The following is a 21,670-nucleotide window of genomic DNA, read 5'->3' on the forward strand; positions in this document are numbered from 1 at the left end:
TATACGTTGCTCGTTATTTGTTGTAAGCGGGTTCTCGCAATGCACAACTGACAACGTATAATTCTTGTCATTCATCCCGCAGCGACTTGGTCGGATTCATCAAAGCGGTTTTAATGGCTTGGGAGCTTACGGTTAATAAAGCAATAACCAAAGCACATAATCCTGCAAGCATAAAAACCCACCAATGCATGCTTATTCGGTATTGATAATTTTTTAACCAATCAGCCATAAACCAATAGGCCAATGGAAAAGCAATAAGACATGATAGTAAAACCAAAGCAACAAACTCCTTATTGAGTAGATTCGCTAACGACATGACCGTTGCTCCCAACACTTTACGGATGCCGATTTCTTTCTTTCTGCGCTCGGCCATAAAAGCCGCCAAACCAAAAAGGCCAAGACAAGAGATACCAATAGACAACACCGCAAATACATTGGCCAGGTGTTGCGTCATCGTTGCCCCTTTAAATTTCTGTTTAAAATCTTCATCCAAAAAGTGATACTCAAAAGGATAGCCTGGATTACTAGCCTTCATTATAGCACTAATTTTTTCGATGGCCTTGGAAATCGGTATTTGGTTCTTTGTTTTGATGTACAAAACACCTTCTTGAGGGTTCGATGGGATAAAAATGAGTGGATCGGCAGCGCTATACATATTGTTGTAAATATAATCACCAAGTACGCCAACTATAGTGGCAGGCTCATCGTTGCCGGAAAAAATTCTTTCGCCAACGACAGAGCCCTTTTTCTTGATCAATCGAGCAAAAGCTTGGTTTACAATTACACTGGCGCTGTCACCTGTTAATTGCGGGTGAAAATTCCGTCCTTCCACCATATGCATACCCAAGGTCGGAATCAGATCGGCATCGACCGTATTAAACCCGATAAGGGTGTTGTTATTAGGATCTTTTCCTTCCCATTGGATACCTCCGGTATTGGAATGGATGTTAAGCACATGCAGTTGGCTGCCTCCTACACGTTCAACCACGCCGGATGATTGAAGCTGTTCTTTAAAGGTGGATAGATGCGTTCTGATTTTGCCTTGAATGGCAGTTGAAATGACCTGACTACGATCAAATCCCAAATCCCGGTTTTTGGCGTGCTGAATTTGCTGGAAAATAAGCGTTGTACAGATGATGAGCGTAATGGATGCCGCAAATTGTACGACGACTAGGCCACGACGAATCGCATGAGCATTTCCTGATGGGAGTTTAGTGCCTTTTAATACCTGAACGGCATTGAAAGAAGAAAGATAGAAGGCTGGGTAACTGCCAGAAAATAGTCCGCATACCAAGGCGGTGACCACCAGAAACAGCAAATGGGTGGGTTGAAAAAGATGTATAGCAAGTTCCTTTTCTACTAAGGTATTAAAAGGGTTGATGAACAAATAGGTCAATAGCACAGACAGTAAAGTAGCCAAGATAGCCAAAAGGAGGGATTCTCCTAAAAATTGGGAAATTAACGACGTTCTTTCAGCACCTACAACTTTTCGCACACCGACTTCACGTGTTCTTTTTTCCGATCTAGCCGTTGCTAAATTCATGAAATTGATACAGGCAATGATCAGGATAACCCAAGCAATGATACTGAACAGGCGAACGTTTTTTATAGCACCTTCTTGTTCAAAGCCATCTTTGAAGGAATTGTATAAATGGAGCCGATTTAATGGATAAAGGAAATTACTTGAATTAGCATTTTCCGCACCAGTTTTATGAGCTATAAAATCGCGTAACTTATCATTGGCTGCATTTAAGCTAGCGTTCGGTTTTAACAATACATAAGTAGCGGTTGAATTATTGCCCCAAACTTGCAGACTTTCGTTTGTCTGCTCGTAGTTTTTAAAGGGAATGAGCCAATCAAATTGAACGGAACTGTTGCTGGGCAGGTCCTCTATGACACCCGCTATAGTGTATGGATCTCCGTTATCTACTTTAACGAGTTTGCCTAAAGCGCTTTCCTTTCCAAATAAACGTTTAGCCATGGACGAACTAATGACCAAAGAATTGATATCCTGTAAAGCTGTTCGGCTATCACCTGCCAAAAAGTGTAGCGAGAAAATAGAAAGAAAAGAGGGGTCTGCATAGGCTCCCGTCTGATAAATGGCTTGCTGGCCATCACCGAATAATTTAGAGACACCATAGAAAAAACGCGTAGCATCGGCTATTTCAGGAATCTCCTCTTTAATGGCCGCAGCTAGTTTGCCGGGAGTTGCGCTAAAGACAAAGGTGTTTTCTCCGTAGGTCTGTTTAGACTTGACGTCATAGATATTGTCCTTGTGCGCAAAATAACTGTCATAGGTAAGTTCATGCTCTACCCAAAGGAAAATGAGGGAGGCACACGTAATGCCTATCGCTAGTCCTACAATGTTCAGAAAACTGTATGTTTTGGTTTTCCATAAGTTTCTGAACGCAATTTTAAAGTAGTTTCTTAACATGGTATTCAGTATTTAGTACTTAGTACAAAGTATTTGACAATTTTTATTAGGAGTATCAAGTGTCAAGGCTTTATTAGTAGCAGTAGCACCTCCTGTTTTTCGACTGCAAAGCCCGTGCAACTCTACTCACACCTTTTACCTTATGCCTCATGCCTTAAACGTATACGTAGAACTTATAACTTAACCCCACCTACTCACTCCGCAACGATTTTACCGGATTAACCTGCGCTGCTTTTAATGCCTTACTGCAGACGGTAAGGAAGGCAATGGTAAAGGCAACGAATCCGGCTAAGGCAAATATCCACCAAGCTATTGTTGTGCGGTACACATAATTATCTAACCATTTGCTCATCATCCACCAAGCTACAGGAAAGGCCACGATAAAGGACATGCCTACTAAACCTAAAAAATCTTTGGATAGCAAGAGTATAATATGGCTAATGTTGGCGCCCAATGTTTTACGGATGCCAATTTCTCTCACTTTGGTTTCAGCAGTATACGTAACCAGGCCAAACAAACCTAAACAGGAGAGGAGGATGGCCATGCCGGCAAAGATATTGAACAATTTCCCCGACCGAATTTCGGTCTTATATAAATTATCAAAAGACTGGTCAATAAATTGGTAATCGAAGGCATAATCCGGATTATATTGTTTCCATAACCTTTCTACGGCCGCTAATGCCTGATGGGCTTGGTGGCCAGTGGTTTTGATATACATATTCCACCACTTGCTTGGTTCCACCGATTGAATGACCAAAGGCTCGATAGCCGTTTTCATGCTTTTAAAATGAAAATCTTTTACTACCCCAATAATTATCCCTGAAGTTCCATTTAACGTGAATGTCTTGCCTATAGGATTCACGATTTGCATTTGCTTAATTGCCGTTTCATTTAAAATGTAATGAGAGCTGTCGGCTGCCGTACCAGAGAAAGCTTTACCCGCTTGCAGTTTAATATTCATCACGTTGAAGAAATCCGGATCGGCATACAGTATTTTAACCCCAAAATTTGATAAATTGGCAGGTTGGCCTTCCCATTTTGCCGGACTGATCGTGTAGCTGATGTTATTAATATCGCTATTGCAGGCGGTTACGCCTTGTATACCGGTTTGCGATTGCAGCGCTTGTTTTATGGCTTCATATCGTTTGTTAAAATTACGTTGATTGATGGAAAAGACATTTTCTTTATCGTAACCAAGGTTTTTATGGCGTACGTAACTTAGTTGTTTGCTGATAATCAGTGTAGCGATAATTAATATAACAGCACATACAAATTGTACAACGACCAGTAGCTTGCGAAAATTTCCGCTATTTCCCAGCACCGCATAAATCCCTTTGAGTGCTAAGGCGGGTTTGAACGAAGATAAGGTGATAGCAGGATAGATCCCTGCTAATATCATCGTAGCCGCTAATGTTGATCCGAAGAGCACCCAAACATGAGTGTCGGAGAGACTAAAAACCATTTCTTTACCAGAAAGTTGATTATAAAAGGGCATGGCAAGTGCAACGAAGGCGATAGCGAGTAAGGCAGCGATAGCAAATACCAAAAATGATTCATGGAGGAATTGCCAGAAGAGCTGTTGTTTGCTGGCGCCTACAATTTTGCGCATACTAACTTCTTTTCCCCGTCGAGATGCGCGTGCGGTAACCAGATTGGTGTAGTTAATGCATGAAATAAGTAAGATGATAAAGGCGACTAGCATAAAAATTTTGACTTCCTTCATACCGTTTTCACTACCACCGGGGTGATAGAGGTGCACGTGTCGTAATGGCTGCAAAAGAAAGGAAGCGTTCTTTGCCCAATCGTCTTTGATATATTTTTTGAGCGTTGCTGTTAATTTTTGCTCGGTATCAGCGATGTTTGTCTTGGCGTTTAGCAGAAAATAGGTGACATAACTAGCATTACCCCAATCGGTATTGAGACTGCCCCAGCCACCTGTATTCTTATAATTCTTTACCAAGATATCGAAAGGCAAGAGCAAAGTATATTGCATGGACGAGTTTTTGGGCATGTCGGCCATCACCCCCGAAACCTTATAGGTTTTTTGATCTTTGTCAATGAGCGTTTTTCCTATCGGATCAGCTGTGCCAAAATACTTCTTTGCCAGGCTTTGGGATAAAATAATGGATTGGTTATCCGGAAAAGGGCTTGCCGGATTGCCCTGAATGAGCTTGAAATCAAACATGTTGAAATAGCTGGCGTCCACATAGGTAGCGGTTTCATTAAATTTCTTATCCCCATATTGCAGAAGCATATCGCCACCCCATTCGTTAATACGGCAGGCCTCTTCTATAGTTGGAATTTCGGCTTTACCGAATACTGCGACGGGAGCAGAGGTTGCAGACCAAGCGTCTTCTTTATTATCACCGAATAATGTGGCGGTCTTATAAATTCGGTTTCCCTTACTATGCATCTGGTCGAAACTCAATTCATCCCACACCCATAAGGAAATAAGCATGGTCGTACTAAGACTAATGGATAGCCCAACAATGGCAATTACGGAATAAGATTTATTCTTTTTCAGCGTCCGGAATGCGGTTTTAAAATAGTTCTTTAACATAGTATTTAGTACTTAGTACAATGTATTTAGACATTTTTAGTATCAGGTATCAAGAAACAAGTATCAAGATTGTTTTGTTGTAAGTATTAAGTTCTACGTTTTAAGTACATTCAAGCCTATACCATTAGTTTTTTGGTTTCACCTAGTATTTCACCATTTAACTATTCAACTACTATCACGACTTAACAATTTAACAACTCATCTACTTCACAACTATCACTACTTTATGATGTATTGACCATTCCGTAATCAGTAATAACTACTTATATTGTTTATTTTTCACGCACAACACACAACTGGCAACGCGTAACTCATATCATTCATCCCTAAGCGAATCAATCGGATTGGCCACTGCCGCTCGTATGGCCTGCCAACTTACGGTCACTAAAGCAATCACTACTGCAACCAACCCAGCCGTGACAAACATCCACCACTGCATTTCAATGCGGTAGGCAAAATCGTTGAGCCACTTGTTCATTGCCCACCATGCGATGGGAGTGCCTATTATGATCGAGAAAAGTACTGGCCAAAGTGATCCGCTCGACAATAACCCTACGATGCTGCCAACGCTCGCGCCCAATACTTTGCGGATACCAATTTCTTTTACACGCTGGCGCACGGTATGGGTGGATAAGCCTAACAGACCAAGGCAGGAAATAAAGATGGCAATACCTGCAAAAACATTAAAAAGAAGGCCCGCGTGCTGATCCGAGCGATATTTGGCCTCAAACTGCTTGTCGACAAAGTTATACCTGAACGGAGCGGGGGTATCACCCGCGTATTTTTTATATTGTTCTTCAACAGCCTTGATAGCATTTGAAGCCTCCGCTGCCGTGGTACGTACATATAGCATATTGCCATCCCACCAATGGTAAAAGAGCAAGGGACCAATTTTTTCCTTGAGCGACTTGAAATTGAAGTCCTTGACCACACCGGCAATGGTTCCCGGCCGATCGTGGAAGCTGATGGGTGTCCCAACATAGGGAGGCTTGAGCCCCATTTCCCTTACGGTGGTTTCATTAACCACATATAAGTTACTGTCGGCTGCTGTGCCTGTTAAATTTCGCCCTTCTAACAATTGGATGTCCATAGTAGGGATAAAATCCTTGTCGATTGACGATTGGCTAATGATGAGGCTGCTGTTGGCGGGTTTGCCGGGCCACTCTAGGTCGCCAGTTGCATTGCTAATAGCAGTAACATCATATATGTCTGAGAGGGCCACATTGACGATACCCAGATGGTTTCGGAGTTCATTTTTCACGGCATCAATGTGCTTCACTGCATTATCAGGTAGCGACACACTGAATACGTAATCTTTATCATAGCCAAGATCGAGTTTCCGCATGTAGACCATCTGACGGCTGATGACGAATGTAGCGAGGATCAGTACTATGGAGATGGAGAATTGGAAAACCACGAGAATCTTGCGCAGTAAAACAGCGCCTGTGCCAGAGGTCATTTTTCCTTTCATGACCTGTAGTGGTTGGAAGCCCGATAGCAGGAGTGCAGGATAAACGGATGCTGCCAGTAACGTGCCCAAAGCCGAATATCCGATAACTTTCCAAAGTTCTCCGTTGGATAGCGAAAAATGAAGTTCTTTGCCAGAGATAGTGTTATACAAGGGCAGGAGTAAAAAGATCAGCCCCAGGGCCAATAGTAGCGCGATGCAGAAGAGCAAGGCCGTTTCTATAATAAATTGTAAGAATAACTGCACTTTGTTGGCACCAATAACTTTCCGGATGCCGACCTCACGGGCTCTCACCAAAGCACGGGCGGTGGATAGGTTGATATAGTTAATTGCTGCAATGGCCAGTACCATGATGGCGATGAGCAAAAAAATCTGTACCATTCTAGCAGATGCATTGTTGCCATCTGCGCTAATTAAGTGCATATCGGCAAGTGGTTGTAACCCAAACTGAATGGTGCTGCTCTTGTTTTGGGCATCGGTATATAACTGGGTAAATTTTTTGCCGACTACCTCTGGGTTTGTATCGTCACGTAATTTGACAAAGGTGCTAAATGCGTAACTTCCCATGTCAACATCGATAGTTTTCCAATCACCGTTCCCTCCGTTTGCAGTAAATCGCTGTGCATATAGCGTCATGGGCAATAAAGCGTCGAAAGTCATGGACGAATTGTCCGGAAAGTCGCGCATCAGTCCAGTAACGGTAACGTTATCTCCCCTGAATTGAAGTACCTTACCGATGGGATTGTCATTTCCGAAGAATTGTTTTGCTGTTGATTCGGTCAGAACGATGCTATGCGGATCGCGGAATAGCTGTATAGGCTTTCCTTCGAGTAGCTCAAAGTTGAACAGCGAGAGGAAAGAGCTGTCTACATAGGCGGTAGTGAAACCATCAAGTACCGTGCTTCGGTCTTCAGTCGCTAATACCTGGCCATTATTTTCGTTGATGCGGACAACGGCTTCAATTTCGGGTAATGATTTGGAAAATATAGCCAATGGGCCGGGGACCTCTTCCCAAACGGTGTTGGCATCTAAACAAGCAAAGAAGCGATAAATGCGTGAATAATCCTTGTGAAAGCGATCGTAGCTTCGCTCGTGTTGCACCCAAAGGAGCAACAAAATGGCCGTAGTCAAGCCAAGTGCCAACCCGCTAATGTTAACAAAGGTATGGAACTTATGTTCTTTTAGATTGCGCCAGGCCGTTTTAACGTAGTTCTTCAGCATATTCGTTGTTCGTTAATCGTTGTTTGTTGTTGGTTGGAATCGTAACTCAGATACGTGTTTTGATCAGACCACGGATAACTAACAACCAAGAACTAACAACTACTTTACCCCACCGTGCTCATCACAACTTGTCCATCCAACATGCGGATAATCCGATCACTATAGCGCGCATCGTGTTCACTGTGGGTAACCATCACAATGGTAGTACCCTGTTCATTCAGTTCGGTAAGCAATTGCATGACTTCATTACCGTTATTGGAGTCCAGATTACCCGTAGGCTCATCGGCCAAAATAAGTTTTGGGTGATTGACTACGGCGCGCGCTACGGCTACCCGTTGTTGCTGACCTCCCGATAACTGTTGCGGGAAGTGATTCCTACGATGCATAATCTGTACCTTTTCGAGAACTTCTTCTACACGTTTTTTTCGTTCGGCCGCGGGAACTTTAGTATAAATGAGCGGTAATTCAACATTTTCAAATACCGTAAGCTCATCGATCAAATTAAAACTTTGAAAGACGAAACCAATATTATGCTTACGCAAATCCGAACGTTTCCGCTCATTGAAATGGGCTACTTCGATGTCATTAAATTTATAACTGCCTTCGTCTAGATCATCCAATAAACCAATAATATTCAGCAAAGTGGATTTTCCACATCCTGAAGGCCCCATAACGGCGACAAACTCGCCTTTCTGCACCTCGATACTTAAGTTGTTGAGGGCTACCGTTTCGACTTCTTCTGTACGGTAAAATTTTTGAAGATCAGCTATCTTAATCATTTGCTATTATTTTAACTTGGCCTTATCTATGTGTGTGTAAGCTTATGTATCGCTCCATTCTTGCATTGACCTGAATTTTACTTGATATTTAATTCTTGTACCTTATCATAGGTTTCGTAGCTTGACGTAACGACCTTTTCACCTGGTTTTAAACCTTGGATTACTTCATAATAATCGGGGTTTTGCCTGCCCAACTGTACATCAACACGATAAGCTACCTTGCCATCCGGAGCTAATTTAAACACCCAATTCCCTCCGGTTTGTTGATAAAAGCCTCCTTTAGGTAATAATACGGCTTTTGTTTCATCACTCAATGCCAAGCGGATATTTAAGGTTTGCCCACGACGGATTCCTTTTGGTACATCACCGTTAAACTCCATATCTACCTGAAACTTTCCGTTAGAAACCTGGGTATAAACTTTTTTGACACGTAATTTGTAGGGTTTATCTGATAAAGAAAATTCTCCTTCCAAATCTGGATATATCCTAGAGATATAATGTTCGTCAATATCTGCTTTAACTTTGAATCCGCTGAGTACGTCTAGCTGACCGAAGCGATCCCCGGGGCTTTTCTTTTGTCCAATTTCAGCATCGAATGCTGTTAATTGTCCATCCACTGGTGCTCTTACAATGAGATCGCCTACCTTGCGCCGCATAAGTTCCAACGCGCTACGTGTCCGCTCATACGTTTCCCGACTTTCTTTAAGCGACTGCTGCGATCGTAGGGAATCGGTACGCAGGTTTTCCCGACTTAACTTGGCCCGTTCCACTTGGTAATTGTATTCGTTTACCGACTGCTCATATTCTTGTCGGCCAATAGCCTTTTTCTCGTATAAATGTTTATTTAATTCGTATACCCGTTTAGCTTCCTTTAAGCCATTTTCTACTTCGGCCATTTGGTTACGGGTAGCGATAGATGCCTGTTGGGCATTGGTTTGTGAAATCTGCGATTGCGTTAGTAAGTTAAGTACCTGTGTTTCCTGGTTAACTAAGCTCAATTCCAGATCCGTATTTGATAGGCGCATAATAGGATCGCCTTTTTTCATCATGGCTCCATCTTCTACGTACTTCTCTTCTACACGTCCACCTTCTGATGCATCAAGATAAATCGTCGTTAAGGGCATTACGGTACCATTTACAGGAATGAATTCTCTAAAGGGCCCTTCGGTAACAGCGGATATGGTGATTCTTTCGGCATCTACGTTTAGCTTAGCGTTGCCTGAGGTAAAATAATAACTCGAAAAAATTAATGCGCCTATAGCTACAATTCCTACGACGGTAGCGATTCGTTTACTGTTCCACTTTTTCTTTGGTAATGCTCTATCCATGTTCTTATACTTACAGGTTTCAGTTCTAGGTTTCAGCTTGTTTCACTCGTCATGATGCTCGTCTGTTTTCCTTTGCCTGTGCTTTATTTACTATACAAGCGTATGCCATAAAAATAGCTAATTAATAATCAATGCTTTAGCGCTTTTATAAAATAGGCTACTGTCCGATATCGAACACTTAATGTGCGCTTACGTACAGGGAAATTAATCGTCTATTTTGTAGCTTTTCTGAGTATCAGCCTTTTAATAATTCGGGCATAGTTATATCTTTACAAGATAGAATGAGAATGATATTCGCTTTTTCAACAGGATTAAGCAAATAACAAAGCACTGTCAATTAATAAAACAAGCATGAAACACTCCCGAATACTTATAATCGATGATGATCCCGACGTGCTAACAGCTGTTAAGTTGTTATTAAAAAGGGAGGTTAGTGAGGTAGTTGCCGATAAAAACCCAGAAAATATTCCGTCCATTCTTTCCAGACAGCCGATAGATCTCGTATTGCTGGATATGAATTTTAAGAGTGCCATCAATACCGGGAATGAGGGGATTTATTGGTTAAACCGTATTCGGGCGATGAAGCCAGATATTCCGGTCATCATGATTACTGCCTACGGTGCAATCGACTTAGCCGTGACATCTTTGAAGCAAGGAGCAACTGATTTTATTGTTAAACCGTGGCAAAATGAACACCTGTTAAAGGTCGTCCGCGATATACTAGATAAAAAACAGGGAAAGAAAAGTAGCATTGCTTCGGGGCCAAAAGTTAATCCCGATATTATTGGCGAATCGGAAGTGATGAAAACACTGATGCACAAAATCAGCAAGATTGCTCCAACAGATGCCAATATCTTAATTTTAGGTGAAAATGGTACGGGAAAAGATGTCATTGCCGATATGATTCACCATGAATCTAGAAGGGCATTAATGCCTTATATTAAAGTAGATGTCGGAGCATTAACAGATACGTTGTTTGAAAGTGAGTTGTTCGGTCATAAAAAGGGTGCTTTTACCGATGCGAGGGAAGATCGTGTCGGGCGGTTTGAAGCTGCCGATAAGGGAACAATATTTTTAGATGAAATAGGGAACATTTCTTTGCAGCAACAGGCAAAACTGCTGAGTGTACTCCAAAACAGAAAAGTTGTTCCGCTGGGAAGTAACACGCCAATACCGATAGACATCCGCTTATTATGCGCAACCAATGTTCCATTGACCGCATTAGCTAATGAAGATCGTTTTAGAAAGGATTTAATCTATCGTATTAACACGGTGGAAGTGCAGGTTCCTCCGCTTCGGGAAAGAGGGCATGATATTTTGTTATTGGCGAAACATTTTATGCAAAAATATGCAGCGAAATATGCAAAACAAGTACCTGAGCTGGATCGGCGAACGGAGGAAAAATTGCTGCTCTATCATTACCCCGGCAATGTAAGAGAATTGCAGTATAGCATTGAGCGTGCAATTATTATGTCGGAAGGAAATACTCTTGCTCCTGAGGATGTCATTTTTTCACCCATAGAACAAGCCAATATGCGTGTAAATCCTAAACAAGAGGCCTATAACCTAAGTGAACTGGAAAAAAATGCTATTATGAAGGTTATTGAGAAACATAATGGTAACATCAGCAAGGCCGCTCAGGAATTGGGGTTAACCCGTACGGCACTTTATAGACGATTAAGCAAGTATAATATCTGAGAGACGGTTGCGCATCTACTTAATCATTTTTTATGTTTTTTTTTGGCTGTACCTTCGCTACATTTTTCAGAATAGGTTTCCCTGCAAAACCAATCCGCCAGCCGGCGGAGAGCTCATGAACACCGATGAAAGTAAATGTTATGTGAATCCTGTGCCTTGGTCTGCTCAAAAACTATCTGTAAAAAATTTATTCACACAAATTTAAACAGTCTCTAATGAATCGTTTGCGGTTGCTTATAACATTCAGGGCATTCTTACTGTTTTTGGTTATTGCTCTCTTTTGCTGGCTTCTTCTTAAGGCCTATTACTTGTATGCTTTACTCCTTTTCCCCATTACCTTGTGGGTTCTTGGATTAAATTTTCGATCCCAATTAAGGGCGTATAGAGAGCTGGAGGAATTTGCAGAAGCGGCGCGCTATCGTGATTTTACCCGTTTTTTCCCTTTGCAGCACGCTGGTCCGGAAATTAGGCCATTGCGTGGAGCTTTTAACGAAATCAATGGTGTTTTTAAACGAATAAGTAGTGAACGTGAAACGCAATATCAGTACTTGCAGAAAATATTGGAGGTCGTCAATACGGCGATCCTTTCCTATGACGAACAAACAGGCAAAATCGTTTGGATAAATGAAGCATTTAAGGAGTTATTTAATATACCTTATATCTCTTACCTCGAAGGCCTACACAAACGAAATCCCGATCTCTACCAACAAGTGAAAGATATCCCTTCTGGAAAAGGGGATGTCCTCTCCATTATTACGCCTAAGGGAACCTTAAAATTGCAGTTTTCTTCCAGCAGTTTTCAAACACCTGATGGGCACTATCGGTTATTGGCTTTTCAGAACATCAATGAAGCCTTGGATGCAACAGAATCAAAAGCTTGGCAAAAGTTACTAAGTGTTTTAACCCATGAAATTATGAATTCTATCGCGCCGATATCTTCATTGGCCGATACGCTCAAAAATCGATTAGATGGTTTACCCAATAGTGACGAATTGGATGATATCCGTTTAGGGACAGAGACGATTAAGCGTAGAAGTGAGGGCTTGCTAAAATTTGCGGGAACCTATCGAAGCCTCAATAAAATTACACAACCCGAACTAACGACCGTATTAGCGGCAGAACTTTTTGAAAACCTATATCAATTAATGGAGCCCTCATTGCTTCAAAAACAGATTGAATTGGATATTATTTTGAAAGATCCTTATTTGCAGATCATGTTAGACATTAATTTAATTGAACAAGTACTAATTAATTTGCTGTTAAATGCCATAGAAGCTGTAAAGGATCTCGAAAAACCCTATATCAGTTTATCCGCATTGGCAAATAATGGTAATCCGCAAATCAAGGTTGCCGATAATGGTAAAGGAATCCCTAAGGATTTGCTCGAAAACATTTTTATTCCGTTCTTTACGACTCGGAAAAACGGTAGTGGGGTTGGTTTAACCTTGAGTAAACAAATTATGCTAATGCATAAAGGGAATATTTCCGTACACTCGGAGGAAGGGAAAGGCAGCGTATTTACGTTGCAGTTTTAAGCAGCTAGGTGGCGCTCGGTATGATGAGTAAGTACTGCTTTTAGGTAAAAAATTTGATCCTTACATTAATTTAAAAGAATGAAACCTGCATAAATTACCATAAACAAAAGGATATGAATAATTTTGCAAGCTTCATTGCCTTTAAAAAAACAATTTATTCGAATGAAAATCTTAATGGTTTGTTTAGGTAATATTTGTAGATCGCCATTAGCCCATGGCATATTAGAACATTTAGCAGAAGCACATCATTTAGATTGGGAAATCGATTCGGCAGGTACAGGCGATTGGCATGTTGGACAACGTCCGGATTCCAGATCGATTGCTATCGCTCGGAAATATGGTGTAGATATTAGCAAACAACGGGCGCGGCAATTTTCAAAAGACGATCTCGACTATTATGATCATATTTTAGTGATGGATCGCACTAATCTTTCCGATGTGTTGGCATTGGCTAGCTCTTCAGAACAGCGGGCTAAGGTAAGCCTGTTTTTAGTAAATGATGTTGTACCTGATCCCTACTTTGACGAACACCTATTCGATCCCGTATATCAAATGATTGCCGAACGCTGTGAAGCATTAATTACCGGATTGAAGGATTAATCCTGCATTACGCTTTAAGCAATAAGCATTTGCCGATTTTATAGTCTTGTAGGTTCTGCAAATCGCTTAAAGCATATGGCCTGTTGCCTATTGCTAGATTTAATACTCCAGCGCTACAAGTCTGTCTCCTTTTAAAATAGGAATACTTTGAAGGATATCGATTTGTAGACAGAAATCGATATCTTTTTGGACACCTAAATGTTTTAAACGAGCGCTATGTGCACTTTGTTCCAAGTATTGATGCAGGTTGTCTGCCGCCGTCAAATATAAGCTCTCCGCAGCAATAGCAGCATCATCCTTTGTGTGTTGTGCTTCTAAACGATGAATCACCGCCCCAGCAAAAACGGTATCTTCTAAATTAAAATTGTCTTTCCAACCGGCACAAACTAAAATAATGTCATCCTGCTGCCGGTTTAACCAAGAACATAGGGCGGTTAAATTTAAGAACGAGCCTACAACAACACATTTAGCTTCTTTTGATAAATGAATGGCCTTAGTTCCATTGGTTGTGGTTAATACAATGGTTTTTCCTTTCACTTTTTCTTCTACATAGGAAAAGGGGGAATTGCCAAAATCGAAACCATCTACCACTTCTCCGTTTCTTTCGGCGGCCAGTAGGTAGCCGTGGTCTTTATAAATAGCGCAGGTAGAAACCTCTGCTACCGGAATAATGCCCACTGCTCCATTGGCTATGCCATAGCACATGGATGTACTGGCTCTAAAAATATCAATTACAACTACAATACTGTTTTTAATGTCATGTAAATGAATGAGTGCCGGACTCAGGCAAACACTTATTTTTCCCATTGCATTATTTTATAAATGGTGGCTTGCTAACCACCGCTTTTACCTTTTTATCCCTTATTTTAACCCATATTTCGCTGCCTTCTTTACTATATGCTGTTTTTACATAGCCCAAACCAAGTGATTTTTGTAGACTAGGCGACTGTGTGCCCGAGGTTACTACGCCAATGACGTCATCCGTTTCATTAATCAATTCATAGCCGTGGCGGGGAATTCCACGTTCTAGCATCTCAAAACCCACCAGCTTTTGGTTAACCCCTTCTTCTTTTTGCTTTTTTAGATAATCGGCATTTACAAAATCTTTGGTAAATTTAGTTACCCAACCTAATCCCGCTTCTAGTGGAGAAGTCGTATCATCAATATCATTGCCATATAAACAAAAGCCCATTTCCAGCCGCAGGGTATCCCGTGCTCCTAAACCTATCGGTTTAATGCCAAAAGGTGCGCCGGCTTCAAAGATTGCATCCCATATTTGCTTGGCATGTGCATTATCTACATAAATTTCAAATCCTCCAGCGCCAGTATAGCCCGTGGCAGAAACTAATACGTTTTCTACACCCGCAAACGTACCCTTTTTAAAGGTATAATATTCCATCTCACCTAAATTTATTGCAGTAAGGGCTTGAAGTGCATCTGTTGCTTTAGGCCCCTGAACGGCAAAGAGTGAGGTTTTGTCGGAAATATTTTTCATCTCCACACCATAGGTATTATACTGCACAATCCAGTCCCAATCTTTTTGAATATTAGCGGCATTAACAACCAAAAAATACGTTTGAGCATCTATCCGGTAAACCAAAAAGTCGTCCACAATGCCTCCTGTTTCATTAGGAATACACGCGTACTGTATCTTACCATCATAGAGCTTTGAAGCATCGTTTGAACTGATTTTCTGAACGAGGTCCAGTGCTTTTTCTCCTTTAAGGATAAACTCGCCCATGTGGCTCACGTCAAATACGCCGACGTTTTTACGGACAGTTTCATGTTCATCATTGATGCCGGTATATTGTACGGGCATTTGATAACCCGCAAAGGGTACCATTTTGGCTCCTAATGCGATATGCACTTCGGTTAGAGCAGTTGTTTTCATATAATATTGGTCATGTGTGAATGCAAAATAAATAAAGGAACGCTAACGAGTTACCGCCGGCTATATTTGCCGCCGCAAACTTAGATAAAATAACCGTTAGATAAAAGAAAGACTTAACTGAGGATCAGTAATCCGGAATGTTTTTCGATGATGTGGTGATAAGCCATGTTTCAATACCGCCTCACGGTGTTTTTTGGTAGGATATCCTTTGTTTTGTAACCAGTCATATTCGGGGTGCTGGTGCGCGAGGGAGTCCATGTAGTCATCCCGATACGTTTTTGCTAAAATAGAGGCAGCAGCAATGGAAAGGTATTTACTGTCTCCCTTAACAATACACTGATGCGGTATACTTTTGTATTTTTTGAATCGATTACCGTCAACTAAAATATATTCAGCTAAAATTTTTAACGAATCGAGGGCACGGTGCATAGCTAAAAAGGAAGCATTTAATATATTGATCTGGTCAATCTCTTCAGCACTGGCGCTGGCAACCGCAAAAGCGAGCGCCTCTGTTTCAATAATCTCCCGTAAATTGTAGCGCTGGGCAGCGGAAAGCATTTTTGAATCATTCAGGATTTCATGTTGAAAGGTACACGGAAAGATTACGGCTGCAGCAAAAACAGGTCCGGCTAAGCAACCCCTTCCTGCTTCGTCACATCCCGCCTCCAAATATTCATGCTGAAAAGTTGATAATAACATGCTTCATTATTGACTTTACACAAACAAAATTAAAAATAGTGTTTAAAGAAATGGTTCTTTTGACACCAACAATCAACCGCATATTAAATGCGGTTGCCCTAGATTGCTTCGGGTTAACAAAGTTTAACAAAGTTAAAAATTATTGTGGACTCTTTGCTGTCGGAAAGCAACCGTATCTTTACACCATGAAATTTACGACGTAAAATGACATGTCGTAAAATTACCTGTAAATGAGAACAAAAGTGAATACTGGAAGTATAACCTCAGGTTCGGACCAAAGCGTAATACGGGAAAATTAACTAACTTTTATGTTACAATTAAACCCCTTAATAGTTATGAAGTCAAATGGCTGTTTGTATTGGAAACAAATGAGACAGGGTATTCAACGTATGGTGATGTATTGGCTGATTTTTAGTGCGTTAACCGCCCATGCACAACATATAGATAAGCGGAAATCGGTCGAACCTACAAAAATCGATTTTAAATCAACCATTCAAATCGATGGTAAATTGTCGGATTGGGGAGACAGTCTGCCGTACTATTTTGATAAACAGGAATTGAAATATGCCTTAGCTAACGACGAAGGACACATTTACGTAGCGATGCAGGTGCCTGATGGCGCATGGCAAATGCAGGCTTTGCATCAAGGATTCAGTTTTACTGTAAATACTGATGGTAAGAAGAAAGAAGGAGCGAGTGTGTATTTCCCGCTGCCTGATAGGGAATCTTTAAGGGCTTTGGCTACAAAAGATAAAGAGGAGAAACCCGCTGATATTCGCAAAAGTATCCTAGGTGCGGTTAGGGGTATATATGTGAAAGGCTTGACAGATGTGGTGGATGGTTTTATTTCTTTGGAAAATAACTATGGAATAAGAGCAATCGCGGCTATAGATAGTAACAATACGTTATGTTATGAGGCCGTGATTCCTTTTGAAAGGCTGGGAATATATACGATAGAAGCAAAAGACATGGCCTTTAATATAAAAATAAATGGGATTGTTATGCGAACAGTGGGAGGGGGAAGAGCAATGAATAGATACGGATATGGGGGTTATGGGTATGGCTATCCATATGGCGCTTATGGGATGCAACCCACAAGAAAAGAAGCTCAGCAGGAACCAGGAGTATGGCTTGTACTACCGCTTGCTAAACCAAAATGATAAATAAGTCAGCTGCTCACAATGGATGTCAGAACAAATTTGTTGTGCATGATACTAAAACAAACAAACTAAATGATTTTAACTAAAACCAAAACCAGTGTTTTTCTTGCAGCATTAGTTGCTTTGATACTTTTTATAGGAGGTACCACTACGGCGATCGCCCAAACCGGTAAAACAGTTAGTGGTATATTACAAGACAGTACGGGTTTAAGTGTAATTGCCGCATCGGTAAAGTTGACCTCTCCCTTAGATACGCTTCAAGCAAGTAGTGATACCGAAGGACATTTCTATTTTAAAAATGTTAAAGCGAATGAGTTTAAGTTATTGATTACTAGTCTGGGTTTTCAGCCACTGAGCAAAAATTTATCTTTTGAGGGCAAAGACCAATTGGAAATACCACCTTTAACGATGCGTTTTGAATCACAGGTATTAGATGTGGTTAATGTGACTGGGGGTACGTTAATTACGATGAAGGAAGACACTGTTGAGTATAATGCAAAGGATTACAAAGTCAGGCCCAATGCCATGACAGAAGAATTGATTAAGAAACTGGACGGTGTAGAAGTAGATAAAGATGGGAACGTACAGGCACAAGGGGAAAGCGTAACACGGGTACGAATCAATGGTAAGGATTTTTTTGGTGGCGATGTTAAAACGGCAACTAAAAACCTTCCGGCGGATATCATCGAGAAAATCCAAATTGTAGACGACTACGGCGATCAGGCCAATTTAACCGGTAATAAGACAGGCGATCCGGAAAAAGTGTTAAACATTACTATTGATGAAAAAAATAATAATGGGAATTTTGGTCAGGTGGGTGCAGGAATGGGAACGAAACCTGAAGATGAAAATAATTACCGATACCAAATAGGTGGCATGTATAATTCATTCACCGGTTCAAGGCAGTTGTCCGTAATAGCCAATATGAATAACAATAATAACCAAGCCTTTGATTTTAATGCACGGGGGGGAGGGGCAAGAAGGATGCCAGGTGGAGGCACGCGCCGAATGGGTGGTGGCTTTGGCGGACCGGGAGGATTTGGTGGTGGAAGCAACGGACTAACGGATTCTTATTCGGCAGGGTTCAATTATCGGAAAGATTTCAATGATAAATGGACTATGTATGGCAACTATAGCTATAATCATAGTGATAATACCGTAGTTAGCAGTAGTCTTCAGCAGGATTTTTTTAGTGATAGTACAGCCCTAAGTAATATTAATTCATTGAGTAATGCGATCAGCAATAACCATCGGTTTGATTGGAATGTAGAATATAAACCGAATGATAAAATCTTTGTTAAGGTATCGCCAACATTAAGTATTGGAAATAATAATAGTTATTCAGATGAATTAACAGACCAGCGTCTCCAGTTTGAACAGACTGACAAACCGGAAATCGCAACAAACATCAGCAGTATCTATAAGAGTAAAACCAATACACCAAACTATGGGCTAAGTGGTCTCTTTAATTATAAATTGAACGATGAAGGACGGAACTTATTTGTTAACTTTTCCGCAAATTCCGGGAAAACAAAGCAAGATCAGGATCGGATAACCAATAGCTTTAATAACGAAGGAGGGAATGCCGACAGTACGTATTTGAGGCAATTAATAGATTTAGATAATAAGGGCGTAAATGGCGGAACTTCTGTATCCTATATCGAACCCTTGACGGATAAAAGTAATTTGGAGTTTAGCTATGATTTTAACTTTGCCAACTACGATAATGACCGCCTGACGTATAATGTGGACCAACTGGGTAACCAAAGCTACGATCCCCTGTCGAGTAATCAATACGATTATACCTTTACCACACATAAGGCTGGTGTAACCTATCGCTATCGGACAGATAAGATTGTCTATCAGCTGGGAGCCACCGTACTTCCAACACGTTTAAGCGGAAATACAGTATTGTCTGGAGAAAGCCTGTCTTTTAGTCGGAATGGTTTTTATTTCGTGCCCGTAGCACGGTTCGAATATAAGGCTTCACGTACTCGATCATTTAGTGCAGAGTATCGCGGCAATGCCAACGAACCGTCGTTTTCTCAGCTACAACCTATAACTGATATTTCGAATCCCAGATTTCCGGTTACTGGAAACCCAGATTTAGCGGCCGAATTTAATCACACCTTACGTATGCGTTATCGCAACTTCGATTTTCAGAGTGGTAATATATTCTTCGCCATGTTAAATGCAAATGTTACGCAAGATAAAATTACAACGAATAGAATAACAAGAGTCGATAGTTTGGGACTTGTGCAGGAAACACACTATCTGAATACGGATGGTAATTATAATGTGAATGGTTTTTATAACTATGGTAAGCCTTTCAATAATAGGAAATATGTGGTCACCTTGAGAGGGCGTGCCAGCTTTAATAATAACGTGGCTTATGTCAATGATGCGGAAAATGTCGCTAAAAACTGGGAGTTGAACCAAGGACTTAATGTACAAATTAACCCGGCCGACTGGCTAGAAGTTAGACCTGGGGTAGATTTTACCTATAATACCACAAAAAATAGCTTGCAGGGAACGAATAATCAAAATGTTTCTACTTGGGCGACTTCTTTATGGGGTAATATTTTCATTACGCCTACTTTATTATGGAATTTTGATGTGGCAAAGACCAGCAACAGCGGATATTCAAATAATGTCGGCGCTAATCCTCTTATTATTAATACATTCTTAGAAAAACAATTTTTTAAGAATAAAAATGGTATGCTGCGTCTACAGGCATTTGATTTACTAAATGAGCAGGTAAGCATTTCCCGTTCAGTGACAGAGAATAGGATTTCAGATAGCCGTACCAATAGGTTAGCTAGGTACTTTATGCTTTCATTTACCTATAAATTCCAAAAATTTGCAGGAAGAGCTGGAGGAGCTATGCCTGACGAAGGTAGAGAACGATGGAGAGGAGGAGATCGCCCAATGGGTGGTCCTCCGATGGGAGGACCAGGTGAGGGAAGATCCCAAGGATTTTAATAAACCGGCAAATTTAGCTAAATTTGCCGATTGTCATGGACCATCAACTCTTTCATCTATCCAACGGAATTCGAGTCTTATTTAAGCCGACAGATACGGTGATTTCTCATGCATGTATGCTGATTAATGCTGGTGCACGCGATGAAATTCCCAACCACTATGGCATAGCTCATTTTATTGAACATCTGCTTTTTAAAAAAACAGAACGGAGAAATACAAATCAGATACTTAACCGGTTGGAGCTTGTTGGAGCGGATTTAAATGCCTATACTACCAAGGAATATACCTGTGTTCATGCTTCCTTTCTAAAAGAACATTTGTTGCGGGTAATGGATCTTTTTGAAGACATTGTCTTTCATTCTGTTTTTCCAGAAACGGAAATGGAAAAGGAAAAGAGTGTTATACTCGATGAGATTGCTTCTTACCAAGATAGTCCCGAAGATGCTATTATGGATGATTTTGAAGATTTAGTGTTTAAAAACCATAGCCTTGGGCATAATATATTGGGCATAACGACATCGTTAATGTCAATTAACCGATCAGATGTGCTTTCCTTCCTTAAACAATATTATTGTACCAATGAAATGGTTATTGCGATAACTGGTAAATATAACTTAGGAAGACTAAAGCTGCTACTAGAGGGCTTATTTGACAAGATTGGTCCGACACAATCCTCTTGTGCACGAAAGGCACACGTACATTATTTGCCACAACAAATGACCATAACAAAGCCAATTGTACAAAACCATTCGAGCATCGGGAATGTTGCTTATCATTTATATGACAATAGGAAGATTGGAATGATGGTTTTGAATAACCTGCTCGGCGGAATGGGAATGAGCTCCAGACTGAATTTAGAAATCCGGGAGAAATATGGTATAGCATATACAATAGAATCGAACTATACCCCTTATACCGATAGCGGCGTCTTCTCGATCTATTATGGAACAGATGAGGATAAAGCGGAAAAAGCAGACAAATTGGTGCACAAGGAACTCAGAAAACTTCGGGAAAATAAACTGGGCGTTTTACAGCTCCACCAAGCTAAGCAGAAATTCATAGGTCAAATTGCGTTAGCAGAAGAGAATAGAATGGGAGTATTGATTACTATGGCGAAGAATATATTGGACTATGGCCGTGTTAATACCTTGGAAGAAATCGTTGAACAAGTTAATGTGCTTACAGCAGAGGATTTACTAGCGATTTCCAATGAGGTATTCGATGCAGCAAAACTTAGTTCATTGAACTTTCATCCGGCAGAAGGTTGATCTATTTTAATTTTAGCTTTTTACTTTTTACTTTTGAATTATACTTA

At 40.8% G+C, this 21,670-nt stretch carries 14 protein-coding genes; 6 read left to right on the plus strand and 8 right to left on the minus strand.

The annotated features are described in order from the left end of the window. Positions 1-67: 67 nt before the first annotated feature. The 5 genes from ABD930_RS18185 to ABD930_RS18205 form a co-directional block, all read right to left on the minus strand. A complete protein-coding gene (locus ABD930_RS18185) occupies positions 68-2,434 on the minus strand; it encodes an ABC transporter permease (protein ID WP_345233899.1) in 2,367 nt (788 codons plus the stop codon). 190 nt (positions 2,435-2,624) lie between these two features. Continuing rightward, positions 2,625-4,994, minus strand: coding sequence for an ABC transporter permease (locus ABD930_RS18190; protein WP_345233902.1), 2,370 nt, complete (start codon positions 4,992-4,994; stop codon positions 2,625-2,627). A gap of 316 nt (positions 4,995-5,310) precedes the next feature. Further along, positions 5,311-7,683 carry an ABC transporter permease gene (locus ABD930_RS18195; RefSeq protein ID WP_345233904.1) on the minus strand — a complete coding sequence of 791 codons (2,373 nt, stop codon included), beginning with the start codon at positions 7,681-7,683 and terminating at the stop codon, positions 5,311-5,313. Positions 7,684-7,787: 104 nt separating this feature from the next. Next, positions 7,788-8,462, minus strand: coding sequence for an ABC transporter ATP-binding protein (locus tag ABD930_RS18200; protein WP_345233907.1), 675 nt, complete (start codon positions 8,460-8,462; stop codon positions 7,788-7,790). Positions 8,463-8,539: 77 nt separating this feature from the next. Continuing rightward, positions 8,540-9,790: an efflux RND transporter periplasmic adaptor subunit gene (locus ABD930_RS18205; protein ID WP_345233909.1), complete on the minus strand. Its 1,251-nt coding sequence runs from the start codon at positions 9,788-9,790 to the stop codon at positions 8,540-8,542. Positions 9,791-10,141: 351 nt separating this feature from the next. Between ABD930_RS18205 and ABD930_RS18210 the strand changes: the two genes are divergently transcribed. The 3 genes from ABD930_RS18210 (at position 10,142) to ABD930_RS18220 (ending at position 13,623) form a co-directional block, all read left to right on the plus strand. After that, on the plus strand, positions 10,142-11,488 hold the full coding sequence (locus tag ABD930_RS18210; protein WP_345233911.1) for a sigma-54-dependent transcriptional regulator: 1,347 nt from the start codon (positions 10,142-10,144) through the stop codon (positions 11,486-11,488). Between the two features lie 215 nt (positions 11,489-11,703). Continuing rightward, on the plus strand, positions 11,704-13,023 hold the full coding sequence (locus ABD930_RS18215) for a sensor histidine kinase (RefSeq protein WP_345233913.1): 1,320 nt from the start codon (positions 11,704-11,706) through the stop codon (positions 13,021-13,023). Between the two features lie 162 nt (positions 13,024-13,185). Then, positions 13,186-13,623 (plus strand): low molecular weight protein-tyrosine-phosphatase, encoded by a 438-nt coding sequence (locus ABD930_RS18220; RefSeq protein WP_345233916.1) that lies wholly within the window; start codon positions 13,186-13,188, stop codon positions 13,621-13,623. Positions 13,624-13,722: 99 nt separating this feature from the next. Here ABD930_RS18220 and ABD930_RS18225 read toward each other — a convergent pair whose 3' ends face one another. From ABD930_RS18225 to ABD930_RS18235, 3 genes are all read right to left on the minus strand, one after another. Further along, positions 13,723-14,430 (minus strand): 2-phosphosulfolactate phosphatase, encoded by a 708-nt coding sequence (locus ABD930_RS18225; RefSeq protein ID WP_345233918.1) that lies wholly within the window; start codon positions 14,428-14,430, stop codon positions 13,723-13,725. A 4-nt stretch (positions 14,431-14,434) separates the two neighbouring features. Beyond that, positions 14,435-15,514 carry a glycine cleavage system aminomethyltransferase GcvT gene (gcvT, locus tag ABD930_RS18230; protein ID WP_345233921.1) on the minus strand — a complete coding sequence of 360 codons (1,080 nt, stop codon included), beginning with the start codon at positions 15,512-15,514 and terminating at the stop codon, positions 14,435-14,437. Positions 15,515-15,610: 96 nt separating this feature from the next. Continuing rightward, positions 15,611-16,213, minus strand: coding sequence for a ribonuclease HII (locus ABD930_RS18235; RefSeq protein ID WP_345233923.1), 603 nt, complete (start codon positions 16,211-16,213; stop codon positions 15,611-15,613). 308 nt (positions 16,214-16,521) lie between these two features. On the opposite strand from ABD930_RS18235, the gene ABD930_RS18240 reads away from it, so the two are divergent. From ABD930_RS18240 to ABD930_RS18250, 3 genes are all read left to right on the plus strand, one after another. Beyond that, complete coding sequence (locus tag ABD930_RS18240; RefSeq protein ID WP_345233925.1) at positions 16,522-17,373, plus strand: hypothetical protein; 852 nt, start codon at positions 16,522-16,524, stop codon at positions 17,371-17,373. A gap of 72 nt (positions 17,374-17,445) precedes the next feature. Then, positions 17,446-20,355 (plus strand): outer membrane beta-barrel protein, encoded by a 2,910-nt coding sequence (locus tag ABD930_RS18245; RefSeq protein WP_345233927.1) that lies wholly within the window; start codon positions 17,446-17,448, stop codon positions 20,353-20,355. Positions 20,356-20,390: 35 nt separating this feature from the next. Next, entirely contained in the window at positions 20,391-21,623 is a 1,233-nt protein-coding gene (locus ABD930_RS18250; protein WP_345233930.1) for a M16 family metallopeptidase, read from the plus strand. Positions 21,624-21,670: the final 47 nt, after the last annotated feature.

Origin of the sequence: Olivibacter ginsenosidimutans (assembly GCF_039542865.1) — a bacterium.
Classification (GTDB): domain Bacteria; phylum Bacteroidota; class Bacteroidia; order Sphingobacteriales; family Sphingobacteriaceae; genus Olivibacter; species Olivibacter ginsenosidimutans.